Source organism: Hymenobacter psychrophilus, assembly GCF_900107135.1.
GTDB lineage: Bacteria > Bacteroidota > Bacteroidia > Cytophagales > Hymenobacteraceae > Hymenobacter > Hymenobacter psychrophilus.
In genome coordinates this window covers 73,810-97,497 of record NZ_FNOV01000013.1, presented here as the reverse complement: position 1 = coordinate 97,497, position 23,688 = coordinate 73,810, and the positions used below count along the sequence as shown (strand labels likewise).

General features: G+C 58.1%; 20 protein-coding genes. 7 read left to right on the top strand and 13 right to left on the bottom strand.

What is annotated here, in order from left to right; translation table 11 throughout:
- Positions 1-103: 103 nt before the first annotated feature.
- The 7 genes from BLW21_RS17895 to BLW21_RS17865 form a co-directional block, all read right to left on the bottom strand.
- A complete protein-coding gene (locus tag BLW21_RS17895; RefSeq protein WP_092742905.1) occupies positions 104-1,528 on the bottom strand; it encodes a Glu/Leu/Phe/Val family dehydrogenase in 1,425 nt (474 codons plus the stop codon).
- 226 nt (positions 1,529-1,754) lie between these two features.
- The gene (locus BLW21_RS17890) at positions 1,755-3,542 is read right to left on the bottom strand and encodes an acyl-CoA dehydrogenase family protein (protein ID WP_092742902.1); all 1,788 of its coding nucleotides are present in this window, start codon (positions 3,540-3,542) and stop codon (positions 1,755-1,757) included.
- Between the two features lie 215 nt (positions 3,543-3,757).
- The gene (locus BLW21_RS17885; RefSeq protein WP_092742899.1) at positions 3,758-4,936 is read right to left on the bottom strand and encodes an acetyl-CoA C-acyltransferase; all 1,179 of its coding nucleotides are present in this window, start codon (positions 4,934-4,936) and stop codon (positions 3,758-3,760) included.
- 79 nt (positions 4,937-5,015) lie between these two features.
- Positions 5,016-7,424, bottom strand: coding sequence for a 3-hydroxyacyl-CoA dehydrogenase/enoyl-CoA hydratase family protein (locus tag BLW21_RS17880; RefSeq protein ID WP_092742896.1), 2,409 nt, complete (start codon positions 7,422-7,424; stop codon positions 5,016-5,018).
- Between the two features lie 133 nt (positions 7,425-7,557).
- Complete coding sequence (locus BLW21_RS17875) at positions 7,558-8,040, bottom strand: MarR family winged helix-turn-helix transcriptional regulator (protein ID WP_092742893.1); 483 nt, start codon at positions 8,038-8,040, stop codon at positions 7,558-7,560.
- 240 nt (positions 8,041-8,280) lie between these two features.
- The gene (locus BLW21_RS17870; protein ID WP_139255296.1) at positions 8,281-9,216 is read right to left on the bottom strand and encodes a hypothetical protein; all 936 of its coding nucleotides are present in this window, start codon (positions 9,214-9,216) and stop codon (positions 8,281-8,283) included.
- Entirely contained in the window at positions 9,209-10,975 is a 1,767-nt protein-coding gene (locus BLW21_RS17865) for an AMP-dependent synthetase/ligase (RefSeq protein WP_092742887.1), read from the bottom strand. Before BLW21_RS17865 ends, BLW21_RS17870 begins: the two co-directional genes overlap by 8 nt.
- Before the next feature lie 194 nt (positions 10,976-11,169).
- Here BLW21_RS17865 and BLW21_RS17860 point away from each other — a divergent pair, with 194 nt between their 5' ends.
- From BLW21_RS17860 to BLW21_RS17845, 4 genes are all read left to right on the top strand, one after another.
- The gene (locus BLW21_RS17860; protein ID WP_092742884.1) at positions 11,170-12,366 is read left to right on the top strand and encodes a formimidoylglutamase; all 1,197 of its coding nucleotides are present in this window, start codon (positions 11,170-11,172) and stop codon (positions 12,364-12,366) included.
- Positions 12,367-12,396: 30 nt separating this feature from the next.
- A complete protein-coding gene (locus tag BLW21_RS17855) occupies positions 12,397-12,684 on the top strand; it encodes a cytochrome b5 domain-containing protein (RefSeq protein ID WP_092742881.1) in 288 nt (95 codons plus the stop codon).
- A 74-nt stretch (positions 12,685-12,758) separates the two neighbouring features.
- Positions 12,759-13,562 (top strand): N-acetylmuramic acid 6-phosphate etherase, encoded by an 804-nt coding sequence (gene murQ / locus BLW21_RS17850; protein WP_092742879.1) that lies wholly within the window; start codon positions 12,759-12,761, stop codon positions 13,560-13,562.
- Positions 13,563-13,911: 349 nt separating this feature from the next.
- Positions 13,912-14,478, top strand: coding sequence for a hypothetical protein (locus BLW21_RS17845; RefSeq protein ID WP_092742876.1), 567 nt, complete (start codon positions 13,912-13,914; stop codon positions 14,476-14,478).
- Between the two features lie 77 nt (positions 14,479-14,555).
- On the opposite strand, the gene BLW21_RS17840 is transcribed toward BLW21_RS17845, so the two are convergent.
- The 3 genes from BLW21_RS17840 to era all read right to left on the bottom strand — a co-directional run bounded on the left by BLW21_RS17840 (position 14,556) and on the right by era (position 17,442).
- Positions 14,556-14,795, bottom strand: a complete 240-nt coding sequence (locus BLW21_RS17840; RefSeq protein ID WP_092742873.1) for a hypothetical protein — start codon at positions 14,793-14,795, stop codon at positions 14,556-14,558.
- A gap of 194 nt (positions 14,796-14,989) precedes the next feature.
- Positions 14,990-16,312, bottom strand: a complete 1,323-nt coding sequence (gene der, locus BLW21_RS17835) for a ribosome biogenesis GTPase Der (protein ID WP_092742871.1) — start codon at positions 16,310-16,312, stop codon at positions 14,990-14,992.
- A gap of 230 nt (positions 16,313-16,542) precedes the next feature.
- Entirely contained in the window at positions 16,543-17,442 is a 900-nt protein-coding gene (era, locus tag BLW21_RS17830) for a GTPase Era (protein ID WP_092742867.1), read from the bottom strand.
- A gap of 214 nt (positions 17,443-17,656) precedes the next feature.
- Here era and hemH point away from each other — a divergent pair, with 214 nt between their 5' ends.
- A complete protein-coding gene (gene hemH, locus BLW21_RS17825) occupies positions 17,657-18,694 on the top strand; it encodes a ferrochelatase (RefSeq protein ID WP_092742864.1) in 1,038 nt (345 codons plus the stop codon).
- Between the two features lie 119 nt (positions 18,695-18,813).
- Here the strand turns inward: hemH and BLW21_RS17820 are convergent, their stop codons facing one another.
- Complete coding sequence (locus BLW21_RS17820; protein WP_092742861.1) at positions 18,814-19,302, bottom strand: PRC-barrel domain-containing protein; 489 nt, start codon at positions 19,300-19,302, stop codon at positions 18,814-18,816.
- Positions 19,303-19,344: 42 nt separating this feature from the next.
- Positions 19,345-20,010, bottom strand: coding sequence for a hypothetical protein (locus tag BLW21_RS17815; RefSeq protein ID WP_092742858.1), 666 nt, complete (start codon positions 20,008-20,010; stop codon positions 19,345-19,347).
- 131 nt (positions 20,011-20,141) lie between these two features.
- On the opposite strand from BLW21_RS17815, the gene BLW21_RS17810 reads away from it, so the two are divergent.
- Positions 20,142-21,137 (top strand): DUF2157 domain-containing protein, encoded by a 996-nt coding sequence (locus BLW21_RS17810; RefSeq protein ID WP_175471032.1) that lies wholly within the window; start codon positions 20,142-20,144, stop codon positions 21,135-21,137.
- A complete protein-coding gene (locus tag BLW21_RS17805; protein ID WP_092742853.1) occupies positions 21,121-22,341 on the top strand; it encodes a hypothetical protein in 1,221 nt (406 codons plus the stop codon). The genes BLW21_RS17810 and BLW21_RS17805 overlap by 17 nt, the downstream gene beginning before the upstream one ends.
- Before the next feature lie 132 nt (positions 22,342-22,473).
- Here the strand turns inward: BLW21_RS17805 and BLW21_RS17800 are convergent, their stop codons facing one another.
- On the bottom strand, positions 22,474-23,622 hold the full coding sequence (locus tag BLW21_RS17800) for a cysteine desulfurase family protein (protein WP_092742849.1): 1,149 nt from the start codon (positions 23,620-23,622) through the stop codon (positions 22,474-22,476).
- Positions 23,623-23,688 lie beyond the last annotated feature (66 nt).

Below are 23,688 nucleotides of genomic sequence, written 5' to 3'. Positions count from 1 at the left end.
CTAGCGTAAAAAACAAGCGCCCCTTCCCGATACATGCGGGAAGGGGCGCTTTTCGCTAACAGCTAACAGCTAACAGCTAACAGCTAACAGCTAACAGCTAACCTTACGGGAAGATGCCGAGCGACTGGTAGCTAACACCGATTTTCTCGATGGCACTGTAGAAGGCCGCCGTGCGCAGGTCGGTGATGCCGGGTATATCATCCATAACCTTACGGATGGACTGGTAGGCAGTAATCATGGTGTCTTCGAGGCCCGAGTGCACAAGGTCGATTTCGTCGGCGCCGTGAATGATGGACTGGCGTTCCGCATCCGTAACGGTGCGGCCGGTGGTGCGCTCAATGGTGGCTACCAGACGGCGCATGGCCCCTTCCTCGGCCCGCTTGCCCATACGGCCAAAACGCACGTTCGACAGGTTTTTCAGCCACTCGAAGTACGATACCGTTACGCCGCCGGCGTTCAGGTACAGGTCTGGCAACACTACGATGCCGCGCTCTAGCAGGATTTTCTCGGCTCCTTGGGTGGTAGGGCCGTTTGCTCCCTCGGCCACGACTTTGGCCTTCACTTTCGGCGCGTTTTCTTCGGTAATCTGATTTTCGAGGGCGGCTGGAATCAACACGTCACACTCGTATTCGAGCAAATCGAGCGACTCCTCAATGTCTTTGGCACCCTTGAAGCCCAGAATTGAGCTGGTGCTTTGGCGGTGCTGAAATACAGCCTCCACATCAAGACCGTTTTCGCTGTAAATACCGCCTTCGCGCTCGGCAATACCAACAATAAGGGCTCCGGCTTCCTGGCAGAACTTAGCCGCATAGTAGCCCACGTTGCCTAAGCCCTGCACGATGATGCGCTTGCCGGCCATGCCTTCACTCAGGCCCATCTTTTTCAGCAGGGGTTCGTCCGCCATCAGCTCGCGCAGGCCATAGAACACGCCCAGGCCAGTAGCTTCCGTCCGGCCCCGGATGCCACCCTGGCCCACGGGTTTGCCCGTTACGCAGCCCAGTGCGTTGGTGTCGCCGTACTTGAACGTCATGTAGGTATCGGCAATCCAGGCCATTTCGCGGCTGCCGGTGCCATAGTCGGGGGCGGGCACATCCATGCCGGGGCCGATCAGGTTTTTCTTGACCAGCTCACTGGCGTAGCGCCGGGTTACGCGTTCCAGCACGTGTTCAGGCGTAGTACGGGGGTTGATTTTAACGCCCCCTTTGGCGCCACCAAACGGTACATCGACGAGGGCACACTTGAAGGTCATAAGCGTGGCCAGGGCCATTACCTCGTCCTCATCCACATAAATGCTGTAGCGGATACCGCCCTTGCTGGGCAGCTTGTGGTGGCTATGCTGCACCCGGATGCCCTCGAACACCTGCACATGGCCGTCAACTTCCACGGGGAAGTTCACTTTGTAAATACTATTGCAGGCCCGAATTTGGGCCAGAATGCCGGGGTCCAGCTTCGAGAAGCTGGCCGCGTGGTCGTAGAACCGGAGCACACTTTCGTAAAAGTCTTTGCCCTGAACCTGTTCGTTGGCCATAAGTAGAAAAATTTGGGTGGGATGGTAGGAGTACTAGCACAAACGGCGTGAGCCGCTCAGGTGTTGCCCGGCCTCCGAAAGCTACTAAAAAGCAACCAGCCGCCCCCTAATGGGAGCGGCTGGTTATTTCACCTACTTCAGAGAGGTAAACAGCGACAAAATTTCCGGCACTAACACCGGTCAAAGAAACCGTGCAATCCGTTGAAGTCCGTGCTAATTCGTGGTCCTAGAACGCGTACTCATCAGCGGCAATCAGCACATCGGCAATGCGGCGACGGGCTTCCTTGGCGTTGTAGAGGTCTGCCTTGGTGAAGCGCTTGAGGCCCATGGCCAGCAGACGCTGCTCATCACCCTCGGTCATGGTGCCGATGGCATCTTTGCCGAACTTGTTTACCTGGTCCACCGTGTCGTAGAGGTACACGCGGGCCATATCCATCTGGGCCGACATTGCCTCTTCACCTTTAGCACCAGCTTCCTTCTCCACACGCAGCAGAACGCTTTCGGCGGTGTACACCTTGATGGCCATATCGGCAATGTTCATCAGTACTTCCTGCTCCTTGGCGAGCGAGTTCATGTACTTCTGCACGGCCGTACCAGCTACCATCAGGATGGCCTTTTTCAGCTTGGCGATGGTCTTCTTCTCGGTAGCGAACAGGCCGGTTTCCTCTTCCAGGTTCATGTCCGGAATGGCCATCAGCTCCTGCTGCACAGCCTGGGCGGGGCCCATCAGGTCAATCTCGCCCTTCAGACCCTTCTTCAGGATCATATCAACGGCCAGCATGCGGTTGATTTCGTTCGTGCCCTCGAAGATGCGGTTGATGCGCGAGTCGCGGTAATTGCGGTCCATTGGGTAATCGGCCGAGAAACCGTAGCCACCGAAAATCTGCACACCTTCGTCCACCACGTAGTCCAACACTTCCGAGCCTTCTACTTTCAGAATGGCGCACTCCACGGCAAACTCGCGGGCGGCGCCCAACAGCGCCTCGTTGTGGCTCTGGCCCTGGCTGAGCAGCTCCTGCTCCATGCGGGCAATGTCCATGCCGGCGCGGTAAATAGCCGATTCTACGGCGTAAATCCGGATGGCCTGCTGAGCCAGCTTGAACTTGATGGCGCCGAACTTGCTGATGGGCAGCTTGAATTGCACCCGCTCATTGGCATACTTCACGCTCTGCGTGGCGCACCCTTTGGTAGCGCCCAAGCAAGCAGCAGCCAGCTTAATGCGACCGATATTGAGGATGTTGAAGGCAATCAGGTGACCCTTGCCAATCTCGCCCAACACGGCCGATTTAGGCACTTTGGCATCGGACAGGAATACTTGGCGGGTCGAAGAACCCTTGATGCCCATCTTGTGCTCCTCGTTGCCGAGGGTCAGGCCGGGCGTGTCTTTATCCACGATGAAGCCGGTGAACTTGTCGCCGTCAACCTGGGCAAAAACGATGAATACGTCGGCAAAACCGCCGTTGGTAATCCACATTTTCTGGCCGTTGAGCACGTAATGCTCGCCGTCTTCGGTGGGCATGGCCTTGGTTTTGGCGCCCAGCGCGTCGGAGCCCGAGCCGGGCTCGGTGAGGCAGTAGGCACCCATCAGCTCACCGTTGGTGAGGCCGGGCAGGTACTTGGCCTTCTGCTCATCGTTGCCGAAATACAGAATGGGCAACATGGCAATGCCCGTGTGCGCCGCGAAAGCCACCGGGAATGAGTGGCCTTTGCCCACGCCTTCCGTCACGCGGAGCGAAGTCGGGAAGTCCATATCGAGGCCGCCGAATTGCTCGGGAATGCTCACGCCGAACAGGCCCAACTGACCCGACTTCTCCATCAGCCCGCGCATCAGGCCCTCCTCGTGGTTGTCGAGGCGGTCAAGCAACGGCCACACCTCCTTGTCGACAAAGTCGATGGCGGTCTGGTGCATCATGTTCTGCTCCTCCGAAAAATCGGCGGGCGTAAATACGTCCTGGGCGTTGGTTTCCTTGATGATGAACTCGCCGCCTTTTACAAGCTGGTTGGCTACTTCCATGATGGGGTATATTTTGAAGTGGGGAATCGAAAGAAAACTATTCGGCTTGCCTACTACTTGGGGATAAGGCGGCGGCCGCTACTCGTAGCGCAAGATAACAAAATTTGTTATGCTTGCCGAGTACTTTGTGGAAAGAAAACCCCGGAATGGCTTCCGGGGTTTTCGATTTCAGTACTATCTGTCACTCTCCACTCCGCGAAGAATGACGGATGGGGTTACTTCAGCAGCTCGTAGATGCCGGCTACGCCCTGTCCGCCGCCCACGCAGGCGGTTACCATGCCGTACTTCTTGTTCTGAGCCCGCAGCTCGTGGAACAGCTGGATGCTGAGCTTGGCGCCGGAGCAACCCAGCGGGTGACCGAGGGCAATAGCGCCGCCGTTCACGTTCACCTTGCTCTGGTCCATATCCAGCTCGCGCATTACGGCCAAGCTCTGGGAAGCGAAGGCCTCATTCAATTCGAACAGGTCGATGTCCTGCAGCTTCATACCAGCCTGCTTCAGCGCCTTCGGAATGGCCTTTATGGGGCCCATACCCATGATGCGCGGGTCGATGCCTTCGGTGGCGTACGTTACCATGCGGGCAATCGGCTCCAGATTCAACTCTTTCACCATCCGCTCCGACATCACGATAACGAAGGCTGCCCCGTCAGAGGTTTGCGAGGAGTTGCCGGCCGTTACTGAGCCGTTGGCCGCGAAAACCGGCCGCAGCTTGCCCAGCACTTCCACCGACGTATCGGCGCGCGGACCTTCATCGGTTTCGACTACGTAGGAGCGGGTTTTCTTCTTGCCCGTAGCTTGGTCGAGGTAGGTTTCGTTGACCGTGATGGGCACAATCTGCTCCTTGAACTTACCTTCCTGAATAGCCTTAATGGCCTTCTGGTGGGAGTTGTAGGAGAACTGGTCTTGGTCTTCACGCGACACCTTATAGTCCTGCGCCACAGCTTCGGCCGTCAGGCCCATGCCGAGGTAGTAGTCGGGGTGCTTCTGGGCCAGGTTGTAGTTGGGCACGGTTTTCCAGCCCACGGTGGGCACCATGCTCATACTTTCGGTACCACCAGCCACAATGCAATCGGCCATGCCGGCCGCAATTTTGCCGGTTGCCATGGCAATGGTTTCCACGCCGGAACCGCAGTAGCGGTTCACGATGAGGCCCGACACGTTCATGGGCAGCGCCAGCAGCGAAATCAGGCGGCCCATTTGCAGGCCCTGCTCGGCTTCCGGCACGGCATTGCCCACAATCACATCATCGATGCGAGTAGGGTCAAGAGCGGGTACCGAGGCCACGAGGTGCTTGATAACGTCGGCGGCCAAGTCGTCGGGGCGGGTGAAGCGGAAACCGCCGCGGGTGGCTTTGCCCACTGCCGTGCGGTAACCTGCTACGATATATGCGTTCATATAATGGAGTCTTGAAGATGGGGAGGTAGTGTCAGGCCAGCTTCTCTCCTGCGACCAGGAAAGAAGTTGGGTTCTGGCTCTAGTTTCTCAATGGTTTGCCCGTAGTCAGAATCGACTGAATACGCTCCAACGTTTTCCGCTCGCCGGTGAGGCTCAGGAAGGCTTCGCGCTCCAAGTCCAGCAGGTACTGCTCCGATACTTCGGTAGGTGCACTCAGGTCGCCGCCGCACATGATGAAGGCCAGTTTGTTGGCAATCTTCATGTCATGGTCGGAGATGTAGTTGCCCTGCCGCATGGCGTGCACGCCGGTCATGAACATGCCCAAAGCGCCTTTGCCGTGCACTTTGATGTTGGTTTTCTGCACTGGCTGGGTGTAGCCGGCATCAGCCAACTCGATGGCGGCCGCTTTGGCCTGGGCGATTACGCGGTTGGAATTCACCACCACTTCGTCGCCGGGGCGCAGGAAACCTAAGTCGAAGGCTTCGGCCGCCGAGGTCGAGACTTTGGCGGTGCTTATAGTCATGAAGGTATTGCGGATCAGGTTGTACTCCGGCTCACCTTCCTCGTACTTGAGGGCAGTGCGCAGGGTCATTTCCTTGGTGCCGCCGCCGGCCGGAATCAGCCCCACGCCGAATTCCACGAGGCCCATATATGTTTCGGCCGCGGCCACTACTTTATCGGCGTGCAGGTTCAGCTCGCAGCCGCCGCCCAGGGCCAGGCCGTGGGGGGCGCTTACCACCGGAATGCTGCTGTAGCGCATCCGCATCATGGCCTGCTGGAATTGGGCAATCATCAGGTTCAGCTCGTCGTACTCCTGGTCGAGGGCGTACATGTACACGAGGCCCAGGTTGGCGCCGGCCGAGAAGTTCGGCGCGTCGTTGCCCACCACGAGGCCGCGGAAGTCCTTTTCGGCCAGCTCCACGCCCTTCATCAAGCCTTGGATTACGTCGGAGCCCAGCGCGTTCATCTTGCTGTGGAATTCCACGTTCAGGATACCGTCGCCCATATCGAGCACCGAAGCGCCCGAGTTCTTCCAGACCACTTTACCGGTTGCCCGCAGGTTGTCCAGAATCACGAAGTTTTCCATGCCCGGAATGGCTTGGTAGCTCTTCGAGTCGAGGTCGTAGAATTGCTTCACGCCCGCCTCGTTCACCTTGTAAAAGGTTTCGTGACCGGCAGCCAGCATCTCCTCAATCCAGGGCGCAACGGTTTTGCCCTCGGCCTTGGCCAGTTCCAGGCCCTTCTGCACGCCCAGGGCGTCCCAGGTTTCAAACGGCCCCATGTCCCAGCCGAAGCCGGCGCGCAGGGCGTCGTCAATCTTATAGAGGGCGTCGGTGATTTCGGGAATCCGGTTGCTCACGTAGGCAAACAGGCCCGCGAAGCTCTTGCGGTAGAATTCGCCGGCCTTGTCTTTGCCGGCTACCAGCACCTTGAAGCGGTCGGCCAGCTTCTCGATGGCCTTGGTGGTTTCGAGGGTAGCAAACTTCACCTTCTGGCTCGGCTGGTACTCCAGCGTGTTCAGGTCGAGGGCCAGAATAGCGGTTTTGCCCTTGTCGTCCTTGGTTTTCTTGTAGAAGCCCTGACCGGTTTTGTCACCCAGCCACTTGTTTTCGCCCATCTTTTTCAGGTAGTCGGGCAGCTGGAACACAGCTTTGGCTTCGTCGTTGGGCAGGTTTTGGGCGAGGCCGTTGGCCACGTTCATCAGCGTATCGAGTCCCACTACATCAGAGGTGCGGAAGGTGGCCGACTTGGCGTGGCCGATAACCGGACCGGTCAGCTTGTCCACTTCCTCCACCGAAAGGCCGAGCTGCTGCATCACCTGAATCACATCCATGATGGCGAACACGCCCACGCGGTTGGCAATGAACGCGGGAGTATCCTTGGCCAAAACGGTGGTTTTGCCCAGGTATAGGTCGCCGTAGTGCATCAGGAAATCCACCACCGCCTGGTCCGTGTCGGGGGTCGGGATGATTTCGAGCAGCTTCAGGTAGCGCGGCGGGTTGAAAAAGTGGGTGCCGCAGAAATGCTTCTTGAAGTCGTCGGAACGGCCTTCGGTCATCATATGAATAGGGATGCCCGAAGTGTTGCTCGTAATCAGGGTGCCGGGCTTGCGGAACTGCTCCACGCGCTCAAACAGGCTCTGCTTGATGTCGAGCCGCTCCACTACCACCTCAATCGTCCAGTCGCAGCCGGCAATATCCTTGAGGTTGTCGTCGAAGTTGCCGGTTTTGATGCGGCTCACGTCCTGCTTGCGGTAGAGCGGCGAAGGGTTTGCCTTCACAGTAGCCTCCAGGGCGCTGTTGACGAGGCGGTTCTTTACCAGCGGCGAATCCAGCTTCAGGCCTTTGGCTTCCTCGGCGGGCAGCAGCTCTTTCGGAGAAATGTCGAGCAGCAGCACCTGCACCCCGATGTTGGCGAAGTGGCACGCAATGCGCGAGCCCATCACCCCGGAGCCCAGAACGGCTACTTTCTTGATGGTACGGTTCATATTGGTGGGTAGTGGTTAGTGCTTCGTTGTTGGTGTATAGTACTTGGTTCGTTTCATTGGAACATATATATGCGGGCCTTATTTCTAAACAGCCTGAGCACTATACACCAATAACCAAGCACTAAAAACCCCTTCACGCGGCCGATGATTCGGCGGAGCGCAGGGGCTTGAGTTTAAAGTTATTGAAGAGTGTTTTCCCTTCAATCATATTAGTAATCTGGCTGATGACGCGGAAAAACACGTCCAGTTCGCTCTGCGGAATGTCCTCGCGCACTTTCAGGTTGAAGTGGCGCACGGTTTGGCGCGAGATTTCTTTGTTGCGCAGGCCATCTTCGGTCAGGAAAATCCGCACCGAGCGTTTATCCTGGGTATCGGCCTGTTTGTAAATCAGCCCCTTTTCTTCCATTGAGCGCAGAATTCGGGTCAGGGACCGGGTCTCGAGGCCCAATAAAGGCGCAATTTTGGTAGCCGGCGTACCGTTTTCCTGGTCGATGTTGAGCAGCACAAACCCAATGCTGGTAGTAATATCGTGCTTAGTCGCCTGCGTATTGTACATGCGCGAAATGGCATGCCAGGCAACCTTGATATTATAATCGACAGTTTCTTCGGGGGTCATAGGGAAGTAGTGCAAGTCCGGTAAACATACGGAAAATATGTTATGCTTGCATACTAAGTTAGGCGAAAAAAGTTTAGCCCTAGCTTCACGCAACAGCCCTGCTACCGTTGGGCAACAGGGCTGTTGTGCTTACCAAGAACATTCACCAAACTTTATTTTCAGGACGGCTCCTCGCTTTTGTATTCAGGCGGATTCAATGAGCCGCTAAGAACTGAATGCGCGGGTAGACAAGTGTATTTCCTACAGCCAAAACGTTATTTTTTCTGAAGGCAGAGGGCCTAGTCCCGGATAAGAAAAGTAGTAAGACTGGCCGTCTGTACTGTATTTCATATCTCCAATGAGCATCCTGTTACCGTATGCGTGGCCATACTCGTCGCGAAGCGGAATATTGCCGTATGCCAACAGGGTCAGTTTTGAATTGTTGCCTTCATAGCGTTGGAAATCGTTTTTTTGGATACGATATGTGAAGGCCGTTGGAACGCCACTCTCAGCACACGTCACCGGAAAGTTGTACGTTTTGTCTGATTGGGAAACTGAAATGTTGGGGTTGTCGATTCCGACAAACAGCGTAACCCATGCTTCATCCCCAGCTTTGGCCCGGCCATTCGTCAGAACCCCACGCACCACAATAAACGCCCCTTCTACTTGGACCTGCAACGCGCTGACAACCGAAGTGGAGGCTTTATGTAGTTGGAAATCAAACGTGCAGGGAAACTCCAGGTTTACCTGCGCCTGATTTACGTCTACAAAGCCTGCTTTAAGAACACTAACATCAACAGCCTTAAGAAAGCGTTCAGCCCCCGGCATCTTTACATTACTGAACCGATACATTCCTTCAACTGTAGTCAGCGTTTTGAGGGCACCGGCTGATCCCAGCGCAATTTCTACTCCCTCGGGCGATTGTAGATACCCAAACTCATCGAACGCCCATACTTGCCCTGAAACATTGACGATTGGTCTGGCAGTTTCAACCATCGGTTCTGGGTCGCCGGCCGTTGAGCACGCCGCTATGCCGAAACACGCAGCGAATAGCAGAGGAGTTAGTAATTTTCTCATGTCCTTGAGTTGTAGTGAAACAATGAAACTACCTGCCTGACCGGGACACTGGTGGAAAGGATGCGTGGCTGCTTTATTTTTTTCTATCCGCTTATTCTCCCTGCTTCGCCCTTTAGTCATACAAGCCTTCTATCAGGCTTTGGTTGTTGGCCGTAATGGCCTTGCGCTTCACCTTCATGGTGGGCGTCATCTCGCCCGACTCTACGGTCCACTGCTCGGGCAGCAGCACGATTTTCTTCACCTGTTCCCACTTGGCAAAGCTCTCGTTGTACTTATGCACGAGGTCCTCGTACATCTTTATCACCTTCTCGTCCTTCACCAACTCGGCCGGCGAGCCGTCACAGGGTACATTGTTGCGCTTGCACCAGCCTTTCAGATCGTCGAAGGAAGGAATAACGAGGGCCGAAGCGAACTTCTGGCCGTCGCCCACCACCATGCACTGCTCGATAAGCGGCGACTCCTTCATCTTGCCTTCCAGCACCTGCGGGGCAATATATTTGCCGCCCGAGGTCTTGAACATCTCCTTCTTGCGGTCGGTGATTTTAAGAAACTTGCCGTCCACCATCTCTCCGATGTCGCCGGTATGAAACCAGCCGTCAGCGTCGAACTCCTTGGCCGTCAGCTCTGGCTGGTTGTAGTAGCCCTTCATCACCGATTCCGACTTGGTCAGGATTTCACCGTCGTGGGCAATTTTCACCTCCGTATTGTCGATGATGGGGCCTACAGTACCGATCATGTTGTTTTCGGGGTCGTAGCCACCCACGGCAATTACGGGCGAGGTTTCGGTGAGGCCGTAGCCCTCCATTACCGGGATGCCAGCGGCCCAGAACACGCGGGCCAGCCGGGGCTGCAGGGCCCCTCCCCCGCTCACAATGCAGCGCAGGTTGCCGCCCAGCGCCTCGCGCCACTTGTTGAAGATGAGCTTATTGGCCAGCTTCAACTGGGTATTATAAAGAAAGCCGTGGTCCTGCTGGTTATCGTACTTCAGGCCCAGGTTGAGCGCCCAGAAGAACATGCTTTTCTTCACGCCTTCCAGCGCGTGGCCCTTGGCCACAATCTTGTCATAGACCTTCTCGAGCAGGCGGGGCACCGTAGTGAAGATTTCGGGCTGTACCTCACGCAGGTTGTCGGCAATGGTTTCCATGCTCTCGGCATAGTAAATACTCACGCCATTGATGAGGTACAGGTGGGTTACCATGCGCTCGAAAATGTGGCAGAGAGGCAGGAAGCTCAGGGCCTTATCATCTTTGGTAACCGGCACAAACCGCTGGGCATTGCGGCAGTTGCTGAGCAGGTTGTTGTGAGTAAGCATGACACCCTTGGGTTTGCCAGTAGTACCTGAGGTGTAAATGAGGGTGAGCAAATCACCGGGTTCGACGGCGGCTTTGAGCGGCTCCAGATCGGCAAGATTGCCCTTCTGGCCCATCTCCAGCAACTCGCCGAAGTAACGCGCGCCATCAAGCTTATCGAAGCTGAAGACGTTTTCAGTCGGAACGCTGAGCCCCTCAATGGCTTCGGTTACCTTGTCGAGCAGCTTTTGGTCGGATACCAGTACTGCCTTCACACCAGCATCCGCGAAGATGAACTTATAGTCCTCAGTTGTGATGGTTGGGTACATTGGCACGCTCACGGCCCCAAGCTGGGCAATGGCGAAGTCGGCAATCATCCACTCGGGCCGGTTCATCGAAATCAGGGCCACCTTATCATCCTTACCGATGCCGAGCGCCCGCAGGCCCAGGCTGGCCTCGTTCACCTGCCGAACTACCTCGTCGGTGCTCATGGGCTGGTAGTGGCCGTCTATTTTAGCGGCCAGGCAATCAGCCTTATTGTATTGTTTCTGTAGATGAGGCAGAATATCGAACGTGCGGCGGATTTCCATGGGCGACGAACTAGGCGGGAATGGGAGTTGAGGCAGAGAGACAAACAGGAAACGACCGTGTAGCGGCCCCAACCAGATTATAAAGCACCTTAAATAACTGCTTTTTTCCTGAAATCACAGTCAAACAGGCCTAAAAACAGCGGGACACGTGGCTGGCTTTTGCGTAGCTTTGTCCAACGCCCCTTCCGCGCCCGATGAATCTGGCTATCTTTTTCGACCCGCTGCCCGAAGAACTTGTGCCCGCCGGTGCTCCGGCGACCGTGCTGGCCGGAGCCGTGTCGGCCTTCACCGGCGGTAACTTCCCCGACTGGCGCACCGCCGACCTGGCCCTTATTGGCCTGGACGAGTGGCGGGGCAGCGCGGTTGGCGAGCCGGCGGGCCACGGGGCCAACGCCGTGCGCCGCCAACTTTACCAGCTTCAGAAGGGTTCCAGCCCCTGCCGCCTCGCCGATTTGGGCAATCTGCGCCCCGGCCTCACGCTGGAAGACACCTATCAGCGCCTCCGCGAAATTATTGCCGCCCTGCTCGAACAGGGCACCGTGGCACTGCTGGTAGGCGGCTCGCACGACCTCGACTACGGCCAGTTTCTGGCCTACGAAACGCTGGAGCGGGCCGTAAGCTTTGCCACCGTAGATGCCCGCGTGGATATGGCCGAGCCCGATAGTGCCGCTCCCGAAGACAGCCATTTGCGCCGGATGCTATTGCATGCGCCCACTTTTCTGTTCAATTTCTCGCAGTTGGCCCACCAGCAGTACTTGGTAGCCCCCGATGTGCTGGCAGCCCTCGAAAAGCTGCACTTCGAAACCCTGCGCGTGGGCCAGATTCGCGACGACATCCGGCAGGCCGAGCCACTGCTGCGCCAGGCCGATTTCGTGAGCTTCGATGTGGCCGCCGTGCGCTGGCAGGATGCGCCGGCCTACCAGCCACCCAACCCTTTCGGCCTCACCAACGAGGAAGCCGCCAAGCTGGCCTGGTACGCTGGCTGCAACGACCAGCTCACCTCCTTCGGCCTCTACGGTTACCGCCCCGACCACGACCCACATGGACTGGCTGCCGCAGTGCAGGCTACCATGCTCTGGTACTTTGTGGAAGGCTATTACTACCGCCGCCGTGAAGTCGATTTCCGCGGCTCCACTTTCCTGCGCTACGCCGCCGGCCTGCACGGTCCCGCCCGCTACGCCCAGCCCCACCACAACGACTCGGACGATGAGGATGGCCCTGACCGCATCGTGTTCTATAAGTCACGCCAGACGGACCGCTGGTGGATGGAGGTAGTAAACCTGACCGGCAATGCCCGCCGTATCGTGCCCTGCAGCTACCAGGACTACCTGCGCGCCGCTCAGGGCGACGTACCCCACCGCTGGATTCTCACGCAGGCACTACTGGGGTGAGAATAAAAAATCAAAAGTCAGAGATTGAGAATGGAAAGCCCTGAAGCCGATTTTGAGCCAATTACGGGCGACGGCCGGCCGGTAGCAGAGCAACCTTTTTTTACGCGCAACCAGCTGGCGCTGCGCAACGGACAGGACCGTGACGAAATCTGGGTGGCTTTCCGCGGGCTGATTTACGACGTGAGCCGTTCGCGCCTTTGGAAGCGTGGCAATCACTATGAGCACTGGGCCGGCCAGGACCTGACCCCTGAAATGACTCAGGCACCCCACACCGCCAATGTCTTCGACCGTTTTGCGGTAATTGGACAGCTAAAATAAGTTTAGTGAATAGTACGAAACAGCCTTTTAGGGCACTGGCTCGTATGCTTTCTCACGCACAACCTCAACTTCCGATGACAACCGAAAGCGCCTCCGAATTCAACCACCTCGAAACGCTGCCCACTGCGGCACTGCTGGCCGGTATGAACCAACTCGACCAGACGGTGCCTCAGGCCGTGGCCCGGGCGCTACCGCAGCTGGAAGCGCTGGTAGAGGCCACCGTGGCCCGGCTGGGTGCGGGCGGGCGGCTGTTCTACATCGGCGCAGGCACCAGCGGCCGGCTCGGTATTCTCGATGCCTCGGAGTGCCCGCCCACCTTTGGTGTGCCCCACGGCGTGGTTATTGGCCTGATTGCGGGCGGCGACACGGCCATCCGCAAGGCGGTGGAAAACGCCGAGGATGATGCCCAGCAAGCCTGGCTGGACTTACAGGCTTACGATATAACCGATAAGGATATTGTGGTGGGTATTGCCGCTTCGGGCCGCACGCCTTATGTTATTGGCGGACTGGAGCAGGCCCGGCAGCACGGGCTGGCCACGGGCTGCATCGTGTGCAACGCCGATTCGGCGGTGGCAGCCGCGGCGGAGTTTCCGGTGGAAGTAGTGACCGGACCGGAGTTCGTAACCGGCAGCACCCGCCTCAAGGCCGGTACTGGCCAGAAACTGGCGCTCAATATGCTTACCACGGCCACCTTCATTAGGCTGGGCCGCGTGAAGGGCAATAAAATGGTGGACATGCAGCTCAGCAATGCCAAACTGGTAGACCGTGGCGAAAAGATGCTGATGGACGAGCTGGGCCTGGAGCAATCTAAGGCCGCCGAGCTGCTGGAGCTGCACGGCTCGGTGCGGGCGGCGCTGGCAGCCTACAGCGGGCATTGATATGGTTATATCCAATCGAGCAATCCAGCTCTTGACTTGGGGATGATTTTGATCCAGTCTGGCCTATGCACGCTGATAGTTCGCAGCGGCGAAGGTCTGTTACCAATGATAGGGTCAGTACCTTTTACTGGCTCGGTTGGACTTTTGCTGCTTATCGCGGCTGTTCTAACCGTTCGACGGAGGCTTTGGCTAACTGCGGCCTTGGCCTTGCTGATGGCAATACCAGGCTTGTTGTTCATGGTAATGCGAGTATGGCTGGGTTAGTATTGAGTCGCTAGATGCGCAGCCTCTTGAACAAAACCAGCGCCGGGTACTGTTCTACCTACTTCGCAAGCTGAAGCTAGTTTCTATGCACACTATCGAACCGCACTATGCCTGGCTGGACCACTATTCGGCCTCCGACGACCCACTTTCGCCCCTGCACGAAGCCGAAAATAGCCTCGATTCTTACGTCAACACCATCTACGGGTACTACATCCATCCGCAGTGGGACAGCCTGGGGTCCGAGACGCTGTTTCTGAAGATTCTGTTTGTGGATTACGAGTTGGGCGCGGCCATCATCGAGTTCATCGGCGAGTGGAACGACGCCATCGAAAACGACATCATGGAGCTCAAGCGTAATATCATCGACCTGATGACGCACGAGGGTATCCGTAAATTTATCCTCATCGGCGAAAACGTGTTCAACTTCCACGGCTCGGAAGACGACTATTATGAGGAGTGGTTTGAGGACGTGGAAGACGGCTGGATTGCGGCCGTGAACTTCCAGGAGCACGTGAGCCGCGAAATGCGCCAGTACAACATCGACTCCTACCTCAACTTCGGCGGCCAGCTCGACGAGTTGCCCTGGCGCACCTACCCGCCGCATAAGCTATTCGAGGTAGTCGACGGCCTGTTGCAACGCCGGCTGGGCTGATATAATAGCAACAAAAAAAGAGGCCTCCCGCAAGCGGGAGGCCTCTTTTTTACATCCGGTGAAGGATGCGGCAGTAATTACTGAGCAGGCGTGGTAGCAGGAGCATCCATGGCGTCAGCGGTGTTTTCCATAGCGTCAGCCTTGGCATCAGCCGAGTCACGAACCATGTCAGCCTTCTCTTCCATAGCGTCAGCCTTCATTTCGCCGGCTTCTTCTACGTTGTCAGCAGCTTGCTCCTGAGCATCTTCAGTCTTGCTGTCGCACGAAGCGAACGAGAACGAAACAGCGGCCAGGGCGAGGAACAGTACTTTTTTCATGATGGGGGTTGTTGAAGAAATTGGAAAGTCGTTTTTGATAAACCGAGCCAACGTTTCCGAAGAATTACTGGCTGATTTGAGGCTTTATACCTGAAAGTAGAGGAGGTAACCCGGCGGCTGAAAAAAAACGCATCTTTTTTCAGCCGCCGCCCCTAAATCCTTTCAGCATGCGGCCAGGAGCCTCTTGGCGTTGCTTACTTCTTGCGGAACACGATGCCGATGGGCACGCCGGTGAAGTCGAAATGCTCGCGCATGCGGTTTTCGAGGTAGCGGGTGTAGCTTTCCTTCACGTACTGCGGCAGGTTGCAGAAGAAGGCAAACACCGGGTTGTGCGTTGGCAGCTGAGTAACGTATTTGATGCGTACCAGCTTGCCCTTCTGGATGGGCGGCGGGTACTTCTCAATTTCCTTGAGCATCACTTCGTTCAACTCCGAGGTCGGGATTTTACGGCGCTTGTTGTTGTACACGTCGATGGCCGTTTCAATGGCCTTGTGTACGCGCTGCTTGGTGAGTACCGAGGTGAAAATGACGGGCGGATACGCGATGGGCGCAATCTTCTCCATGATTTTCGCCTCGAACTCCTTGGCCGTGTTGGTTTCCTTGTTCTCGATCAGGTCCCACTTGTTCACCAGAATCACGATGCCTTTGCGGTTCTTGTCGGCCAAGCCGATGATGTTCACGTCCTGCGACTCGATGCCACGGGTGGCGTCGAGCATCACCACGCATACGTCGGCCTCTTCCAGGGCCCGCAACGAGCGGAGCACCGAGTAGAATTCCACGTCTTCGTGCACCTTGGTTTTACGACGCAAACCGGCCGTATCGACCAGCATGAACTCGTTGCCGAAGGCGTTGTAACGAGCCTGAATGGAGTCGCGGGTGGTGCCGGCAATATCGGTTACGATGCTGCGGTCGGTACCCAGCAGCAGGTTCACGAACGACGACTTGCCCACGTTGGGCCGGCCCACGATGGCAATTTTCGGAATGCCCAGATCGGGCTCCTCAATGCCTTCGTCCTCGAAGTGACTCACCACGGCGTCGAGCAAATCGCCGGTGCCCGAGCCGCTGGCCGAGGAAATCGGGTAGATTTCGCCGTCGCCCACGCCCAACGCGTAGAACTCGCCGGCCGCGTGAATGCGGTTGTTGGTATCGGCCTTGTTGGCAACGATGTAGATGGGCTTTTTGCCCTGGTAGCGGCGCAGTACGCTGGCAAATTCCTCGTCGAGGCTGTGCACGCCGGCAATGGTATCCACCATAAACAGCACCACGTCGGCCTCATCAATAGCCAGCTTGACCTGCTTGTTGATTTCGCCCTCGAAGATGTCGTCGGAGTTGTGTACGTAGCCGCCGGTGTCAATCACGGTGTAGTACTTCCCGATCCAGTCGCCGTAGCCGTAGTGCCGGTCGCGGGTTACGCCGCTCTCGTCGTCCATGATGGCTTTGCGCTGACCGACGAGGCGGTTAAAAAGGGTCGATTTGCCCACATTGGGGCGCCCGACAATGGCAATGGTATTCTTCATATGTCTGACTCCAGCCGCCGGCCCGACCAATTTCGGCAGTGCCCGGAGTAGTTAAGTGAGTTGTTGAGTGGTCGGATTTTGATGGGGTGGTGAAGTGGTGAGTTTATGTCATCCTGAGCGAAGCGAAGGACCTTCTTACGGTAGTACCAATCGTTGTAGCAATGGTGCTACCGTAAGAAGGTCCTTCGCTTCGCTCAGGATGACAAACGTTTTCCACTCACTATCTCACCTTATTGACTGTACCCGAAGCGGTTCAGGGCTTTCGGGTCGGTGCGCCAGTTTTCATCGACTTTGACGTAGGTTTCGAGGAAGACTTTCTTGCGGAAGAACTTCTCCATTTCCTCGCGGGCCCAGGTGCCTACCTTTTTGAGGGCCGCGCCCTGCTGGCCGATAATGATGCCTTTCTGGGAGTTGCGCTCCACGTATATCACGGCCCGGATGCGGATGATATCTTCGTCTTCCTTGAACTCCTCGATGCCTACTTCGCAGCTGTAGGGCACTTCCTTTTTATAGAGCTTGAAGATTTTCTCCCGAATCATTTCGGCGGCGAAAAACCGCTCAGGCTTGTCTGTCAGCTCATCTTTGGGGTAGTAGGGCGGATGCACCGGCAGATAGCCCAGCACCAGATCGAGCAGCTCGGCGGTACCAAACTGTTCGAGGGCCGAAATGGGCAGCACCCGGGCCGCGTTGGGCAGGTGCTCGCGCCAGTATTCCACTTTGGCTTCTACCTGCTCCTGGTCGGCCTGGTCGATTTTGTTCACCAGCAGCAGAATGGGCGTATCCACCATTTTGCGCAGGCGCTCGACCACCGGCTCCTCGTCGTGCTTCTCGTAGATATCGGTCACGAACAGCACCACGTCGGCGTCTTCCAGGGAAGAGTACACGAACGACATCATGGCGTTGTGCAGCTCATACTTGGGCTGGATGATGCCGGGCGTATCGGAGTAGATGAGCTGGAAGTCGTCGCCGTTGAGGATGCCCAGGATGCGGTGGCGCGTGGTCTGGGCTTTGCTCGTGACGATGCTGAGCCGTTCGCCCAGCAAGGCGTTCATGAGCGTGGACTTGCCCACGTTGGGCTTGCCGATAATGCTCACAAAGCCAGCGCGGTGCGGGGTAGGTTCGGTATTCATTTCAGATGCTGAAATTTGGGCTGCAAAGGTACGATTTTTCTGAGCCGTTCGCTATTACCGGTTACCTGCTCGCTTTTTTGTGTTCAGATTGAAGATAACCGGCCAACTTTACGGTTACATGCACGACCTGTAAGTGTCAGTCGGCAGTGACGCCGATGGTTCTACCGAAAAAAGCTGCCAGCTAAGCGCTGTCAGCTATCAGCCTAAATAGCCCATGTCTTCTTCCAACCAAGGCCGCATCGGCGTGCTGCTCGTCAACCTCGGTACGCCCGACTCGCCCCAGACGCCCGATGTACGCCGCTACCTCAACGAGTTTCTGACCGATGCCCGCGTGGTGGACATGCCGGCCGCCATCCGTTACCCGCTGTTCCGGGGGCTGGTGGTTCCGTTGCGGGCGCCCAAATCGGCCAAAATCTACCAGCAGCTCTGGACGGAGCGCGGCTCGCCCTTGCTCTTCCATGGCCTCGATCTAAAGCAGAAAGTGCAGGAAGAGCTGGGTTCCGATTATCTGGTGGCTTTTGGGATGCGCTACCAGAACCCGAGCGTGGAAAGCGCCCTGCAGGAACTGCGCGACGCCGCCGTGAGCCGCATTATCGTGCTGCCGCTGTTTCCGCAGTATGCCTCGGCCAGTACCGGCTCGGTGCAGGAGAAGGTAATGGACCTCGTAAGCAAGTGGTGGATTGTGCCCAACATCAGCTTCATCAGCAACTTCGTCGACGAGCCGGGCTTCATCGAAACCTTCGCCATGCTGGGCAAGGCCGAAATGGCCAAGCACGACTACGACCACTTCGTATTCAGCTACCACGGCATCCCGGAGCGGCACGTGCTGAAGGGCAGTCACAAAGGCTACTGCAAGCTGGGCGACTGCTGCAAATCCTACAACAAAAACAACCGCTACTGCTACCGGGCGCAGTGCTACGAAACCTCGCGCCAGCTGGGCAAAGCCCTCGGCCTGACGCCGGAGCAGTACACCACCACCTTCCAGAGCCGCCTGCAAAGCCGCCTTCGCGACCCGTGGCTGCAGCCCTACACCGACGAGGTTATCAAGGAATACCCTGCCAAGGGGATCCACAACGTGCTGGCCTTCTCCCCCGCCTTCGTGGCCGATTGCCTCGAAACTACCATTGAAGTGGGCGATGAATTCAAGGAGTTGTTCGAAGAAGCCGGCGGCAAACACTGGCAGCTCGTGCCCAGCCTCAACTCCGAGCCGATGTGGGTAGAAGCCGTAGCCGGCATGATCCGGCGGAACTAACAGAACGGCGTAGGGTGCGGGGCTTGTCCCCGCCCGCCGTTGAACAAAACCTGATGTGGTCGTTCAACGGCGGGTGGGGATAAGCTCCGCACCCTACGCCGTTCTCATTTTGCGCCCTTCTACTTCAGCCGGCGGCGCTGGTAAAATGTAGCCGTATCGTAGCCGGGCTGGCTATAGAAATCGGGTTCGGTACTGGCGGCAGGCAGGCCCAGGCTGAGCGCCTGCAACATGGCCTGCTCATACTCACGGGTTATCTGGATTTCGTTGTAGGGCGGGTATTGAATTACCGACTCGTAGGTGAGTGAGGGCACGAATACGTTGTCGGCTTCCTCATCGAGGGCGGCCACGCCGATGGGCAGCAGGATGTGGTTGTCGCGCTCATCAATACCAAGGCTGCCATCGAGCTGCAGATCGAGGTAGCGCACTTTCAGTGCGTCCACATCCACAATCAGCTCGAATACCTGGCCGAACTGGCGGCCATCAGCCCCGCGTACGGGCCAGCCGCGCACGTCGGGGTTGTCGTCGGCTACCTCAAACTCGGTCAGGTCGCGCAGGCGGCGCAGGTGCAAGCCCTGGGCCGAAGGAATGGAATCGGAAGGGGTTTCCATGAAGAAAGATGCTGAAATCAGGAAGGAAAAATCGGGCCGGGCCTAACGGCCCGCAGGCAGGGCATTGAAGGCCCGCAGCAGCTTGGTGGCCCGCTCGAAATAGCTGCGCAAGGCTTGCTGCTCCTCGGGTGTCGCGGCCTGGCCACTCAGGTCGGTAGCTTGGGCAGCTAGGCGTTGTGCTTCGTTTTGCAGTTCGGGGTAGCCCTGTTGCTGAATGGCCTGCATGAGGTTGGACGCGGCCACCAGCCCGGGCCGCAAACGGGCAGCGGGCTCGTCGAGGCGGGCAGTAGCGCTGGTCAGGTCGTCGCGGCGGATCTGGATTTCGGACGTGCGCAAGTCGTCGCGGTCCACGAGGCCCACCAGTGCCGAGGTCAGCAGGCGCAGGGCCTCGCGGCCATAGCCGGGCTGCGCCGCGTCGGCGGCCACGAAAGCCGCCAGCACATCGGGCGTAACCGGGGCGGTGGCGGCCATATCGTTGGCCATGTCGGCATCGGGCCGGGGACCGGTTTCGGCGCCCATAAGCGTGTCGGCGGGCACGAGCGGCGTTTCGGCCGGCGGTGGCGGCGGTGGGGGCGGCGTGCTGCGGGTGGCGTTGATTTCAGCTTTAAATAAAAACCAGGCGCCCAGCCCCACTACGGCCAGCACCACCAGCAGGAGCAGCCAGGGACTGGGGGTGTTTTTCTTGCGTTGGATGTTGATGTCGGCCATAGCGAAAGTGAAGAGGTTGCCATGGCCTTACGCGCCCCGGCCAGATTATGATACGGCCGGAGCACAGAAGGCTACGACGCAACGAGCCGTTGCAAGACCGCTATATTCAGCTTTTCAACTTGTTCTGCTTCATGCGCGCCGACCCTTTTATAGCCGAACTCCGCGACCGGGGCCTGCTAACAACCGAGCAAGCCACTGCCATTACGGCCGACGAGCGAACCCGGCCCTTCTCGCTGCACTACGAAATCCGGACGCTGCTCTACCTGGGAATTACGCTGCTCAGCGGCGGGCTGGGCGTACTCATCTACGAGCACCTCGACCAGATTGGACATGGCGTAGTAGTAGCAGTGGTGGCGCTACTGATGACGGCCTGTTTTGCCTACGCTGCCCGCCACCGCCAGTCCTTCAGTTGGACCCTGGTGCCCGGCTCCAGCCTGCTGGCCGACTACCTGCTACTGCTCGGCTGCCTGCTATTTCTGGTGCTCGAAGGCTATTTGCAGGCCCAGTATGAGCTGTTCGGCACCCGCTACGGGCTGGCGCTGGCGCTACCGGCCGTTTTGTTCTTCTTGCTGGCCTACCGCTTCGACCACCGGGGCGTGCTATCGATGGCTATTACGGCCCTGGCAGCTTGGGTGGGGCTGAATACCCAGCCGTTGGCCGTGTTCGAAAACAACTTCCTGACTGGTTCGGTAAGCCGGGCAGCCATAGCGCTTGGGGCACTGCTACTGCTGGTTGGCTGGCTAAGCGAAACCCGTCATCGCAAGGCCCACTTTGCCTACACCTATATTCTGCTGGGCGGCAACCTGCTGCTCGGGGCCGCCACGGCCGCCCTATTCAACGAAGTGCTAAACCCCAAAGCGCTACTGGTGCTGCTGATTCTGGCCGTGAGTGCGGGACTGTTCTGGTACGGGCGCCGGGCGCACTCGCACCTGTTTCTGCTGCTGGGCGCTGCCTACGGCTATGTAGCATTCACCTACGGGCTAGGGTGGCTGCTCTCGGAGTTCGGCCTAGATGTGGTGTTCTCCCTTGGGCTCTACTACTTCGTTGCTTCCACCGCCGCTGCCGTCTGGTTTCTCACGCACCTAAAACGCCTGGCCGGCACCGACGCCCATGAACAAGGCCTATAACCCAGCCTGGGCCCGCCATGAGGCCCTGCAAACCGCCGCCCAGAACTGGCACCGCCGGGGTCTGCTGCCACTGCCGCAGTTACAAGCCATTCGCGCAGCCTATCCGCTCATCTACTACCGGCCCAACATCTACCTGCAGATTCTGCTGTTCTTACTCACCATGCTGGGCTATATGGCCGTGTTGGGCCTCATCTTTTTATTTACCGCCGGGCTATTCGAATCAACCTTCAACTGGAGCGCGCCCATCATGATAGGATTGGCGGCCCTGCTTGCCGCGCTGGCCGGGCAGTTTGCCTTACAGCAGCTTATTTCCTCTTCGCGCACTTACCGTGCCGGCTCCGATCAGGCATTGCTGTACCTCAGCCTGGGTTTTGCCGCGCTTGCCTGGCAGGCCTTTGTTGATGCTGCCCTGCCCAACGTTCTCGACTTCCTGCTGCTCGATTCGCCCTATCTGGCGCTGTGGCTGCTACCCGTGCTGGCCCTGCTACTCTGGGCCACCGCCCGTTTCGGCGATGCGCTGCTGGCGGTCTTGGCCTACGTGGCGGTGATGGCGCTGCTGGCCAACGGGCTGCTGCAATTCGGGGCCGGCCGCCTACCGTTGCCATTTGCCATCATGGCACTGGCCGTGGGCCTTTACCAACTGATACGCTATCTGGCCGCCCGCACCAACTACTGGTACTACCACGCCTGCTTTATCACGCTTGAAGTGCTGTCGCTGGCTACGTTTTATCTGGGCGGCAATTACCTCATCGTACGCGAGGGCAACGCGGCCATCAGCGGGCTGCCGGTTTCCGGGCAGATTCCGTTTGCCCCGGTCTTTTATCTGCTCACGGTCCTGGTTCCGCTGTTCTACCTTTACCAGGGCCTGCGTCGACCCAGCCGCGTTTGGCTGCTCACGGGGCTGGCCACGCTGGCGTTTTCGGGCTACACCTTGCGCTTCTACCACTCGGTGTTGCCGCCAGCCGTTGCCAGTGCCCTGCTCGGCGCCTTTCTCATCGGCCTAATAGCGGCGGCCCTACGCTACCTGCGCACGCCCCAACACGGCCTCACCGCCGCCCCCGACAACGAATCTGGCGAGCGGCCCGGTCTCAACCTCGAAGCCCTCATCGTGGCCCAGACGGCCCATGCTCCCCAAAGCCCCGAGCCTGGTTTCCAGTTTGGCGGCGGCCAGAGCGGCGGCGGCGGCGCGGAAGGCCAGTGGTAAAACTGGTAATTTGATGTTTGCTAACTGATTAAAGGCCTTACCACCGCTGAATGACTCGTTGCTACGGTCACTCAGCGGTGGTAAGGCCTTTTGCTTCGTTGCGGACGGCCGAACGGCAAACGCACGAGTTGGTTAGCTCAGCACTCTTCTTTTCTGGTATATCTTGGCCAGTTGCGCCACGGCGTAGTCCACCTCTTCTGCTGTGTTGTACTTGCTCATCGAGAAGCGGATAGTACCGCGGGCAGGGTCGCAGCCCAGGGCACTGAGCACGTGCGAGCCGGCGTTGGCGCCACTGGTACAAGCCGAGCCACCCGACACGGCCACATGGCTGATATCGAGGTTGAAGAGCAGCATCTCGTTGAAGGCGGAGGGCGGCAGGCTTACACTCAGCACCGTGTACAGGCTCTGGTCGCCCTCGGCCGAGGTGCCGTTGAACTCCACGCCCTCTATTTCAGCCTGCAGCTTGGCAATAAACCGGTCTTTGAGGCCCTGAATATGGCGCTGGTGGTCGGCCATGTCGCGGTAGGCTATTTCCAGCGCTTTGGCCAGCCCCACAATGCCGTACACGTTTTCGGTGCCGGCCCGCTGGTTGCGCTCCTGCGAACCGCCCTGAATCAGGGCGTCCACTGTCTGGCCTGCCCGGCGGTAGAGGAAACCGATGCCTTTCGGGCCGTGGAATTTGTGCGCCGAGCCTACCAGGAAATCCACCGGCAGCTGTTGCACGTCATGCTTGTAGTGGCCCATGGTCTGCACCGTATCGGTGTGGAACACGGCCTGGTGGCGGGCGCAGATTTCACCGATGGCTGTCAAATCGTTGAGGTTGCCGATTTCGTTGTTGGCGTGCATCAGGCTTACAAACGTGCGCGGGTTGGTGGCCAGCAGCTCTTCCAGATGCGCCAGGTCGAGGCGGCCGCGCTCGTCGTGACGCAGGTAGCTGAGTTGCAGCTGGCCGCTTTTTTCCAGCGCCTGCATGGTGTGCAGCACGGCGTGGTGTTCCAGTTTCGAGGTAATGCCGTGCCGCAGGCCCAGCGGGCGCACCGTGCCGCAGGCGGCGTAGTTGTCGGCCTCGGTGCCGCCCGAGGTAAACACGATTTCGGCCGGCGCGGCATTTATCAGGTGGGCAACCGTTTTGCGGGCGTTTTCGATGGCCGCACGCACCTGCCGGCCGGGGCCATGGATGCTACTGGGGTTGCCGTAGTGGGTTTGCAGCAACGGCAGCATGGCGTCCAGCACTTCGGGGTCCAGCTGGGTGGTGGCGGCGTTATCGAAATACACGTTCATGGGCAGGCAAATAAGGCAGTAAAAACCAGCCGGCCAGGCGGGCCAGCCAGATTCAGCTGCAAAAAT

What these genes read in the sequence shown, in the direction of transcription:
- BLW21_RS17820 (WP_092742861.1), bottom strand. Translation starts at nt 19,302, where the DNA reads ATGGAAACCCCTTCCGATTCCATTCCTTCGGCCCAGGGCTTGCACCTG.
- BLW21_RS17865 (WP_092742887.1), bottom strand. Translation starts at nt 10,975, where the DNA reads ATGGAAATCCGCCGCACGTTCGATATTCTGCCTCATCTACAGAAACAA.
- BLW21_RS17810 (WP_175471032.1), top strand. Translation starts at nt 20,142, where the DNA reads ATGCGCGCCGACCCTTTTATAGCCGAACTCCGCGACCGGGGCCTGCTA.
- BLW21_RS17800 (WP_092742849.1), bottom strand. Translation starts at nt 23,622, where the DNA reads ATGAACGTGTATTTCGATAACGCCGCCACCACCCAGCTGGACCCCGAA.
- BLW21_RS17875 (WP_092742893.1), bottom strand. Translation starts at nt 8,040, where the DNA reads ATGACCCCCGAAGAAACTGTCGATTATAATATCAAGGTTGCCTGGCAT.
- BLW21_RS17880 (WP_092742896.1), bottom strand. Translation starts at nt 7,424, where the DNA reads ATGAACCGTACCATCAAGAAAGTAGCCGTTCTGGGCTCCGGGGTGATG.
- murQ (WP_092742879.1), top strand. Translation starts at nt 12,759, where the DNA reads ATGACAACCGAAAGCGCCTCCGAATTCAACCACCTCGAAACGCTGCCC.
- BLW21_RS17845 (WP_092742876.1), top strand. Translation starts at nt 13,912, where the DNA reads ATGCACACTATCGAACCGCACTATGCCTGGCTGGACCACTATTCGGCC.
- era (WP_092742867.1), bottom strand. Translation starts at nt 17,442, where the DNA reads ATGAATACCGAACCTACCCCGCACCGCGCTGGCTTTGTGAGCATTATC.
- BLW21_RS17870 (WP_139255296.1), bottom strand. Translation starts at nt 9,216, where the DNA reads ATGACTAAAGGGCGAAGCAGGGAGAATAAGCGGATAGAAAAAAATAAA.
- BLW21_RS17860 (WP_092742884.1), top strand. Translation starts at nt 11,170, where the DNA reads ATGAATCTGGCTATCTTTTTCGACCCGCTGCCCGAAGAACTTGTGCCC.
- BLW21_RS17855 (WP_092742881.1), top strand. Translation starts at nt 12,397, where the DNA reads ATGGAAAGCCCTGAAGCCGATTTTGAGCCAATTACGGGCGACGGCCGG.
- BLW21_RS17805 (WP_092742853.1), top strand. Translation starts at nt 21,121, where the DNA reads ATGAACAAGGCCTATAACCCAGCCTGGGCCCGCCATGAGGCCCTGCAA.
- BLW21_RS17885 (WP_092742899.1), bottom strand. Translation starts at nt 4,936, where the DNA reads ATGAACGCATATATCGTAGCAGGTTACCGCACGGCAGTGGGCAAAGCC.
- BLW21_RS17840 (WP_092742873.1), bottom strand. Translation starts at nt 14,795, where the DNA reads ATGAAAAAAGTACTGTTCCTCGCCCTGGCCGCTGTTTCGTTCTCGTTC.
- BLW21_RS17895 (WP_092742905.1), bottom strand. Translation starts at nt 1,528, where the DNA reads ATGGCCAACGAACAGGTTCAGGGCAAAGACTTTTACGAAAGTGTGCTC.
- hemH (WP_092742864.1), top strand. Translation starts at nt 17,657, where the DNA reads ATGTCTTCTTCCAACCAAGGCCGCATCGGCGTGCTGCTCGTCAACCTC.
- BLW21_RS17890 (WP_092742902.1), bottom strand. Translation starts at nt 3,542, where the DNA reads ATGGAAGTAGCCAACCAGCTTGTAAAAGGCGGCGAGTTCATCATCAAG.
- BLW21_RS17815 (WP_092742858.1), bottom strand. Translation starts at nt 20,010, where the DNA reads ATGGCCGACATCAACATCCAACGCAAGAAAAACACCCCCAGTCCCTGG.
- der (WP_092742871.1), bottom strand. Translation starts at nt 16,312, where the DNA reads ATGAAGAATACCATTGCCATTGTCGGGCGCCCCAATGTGGGCAAATCG.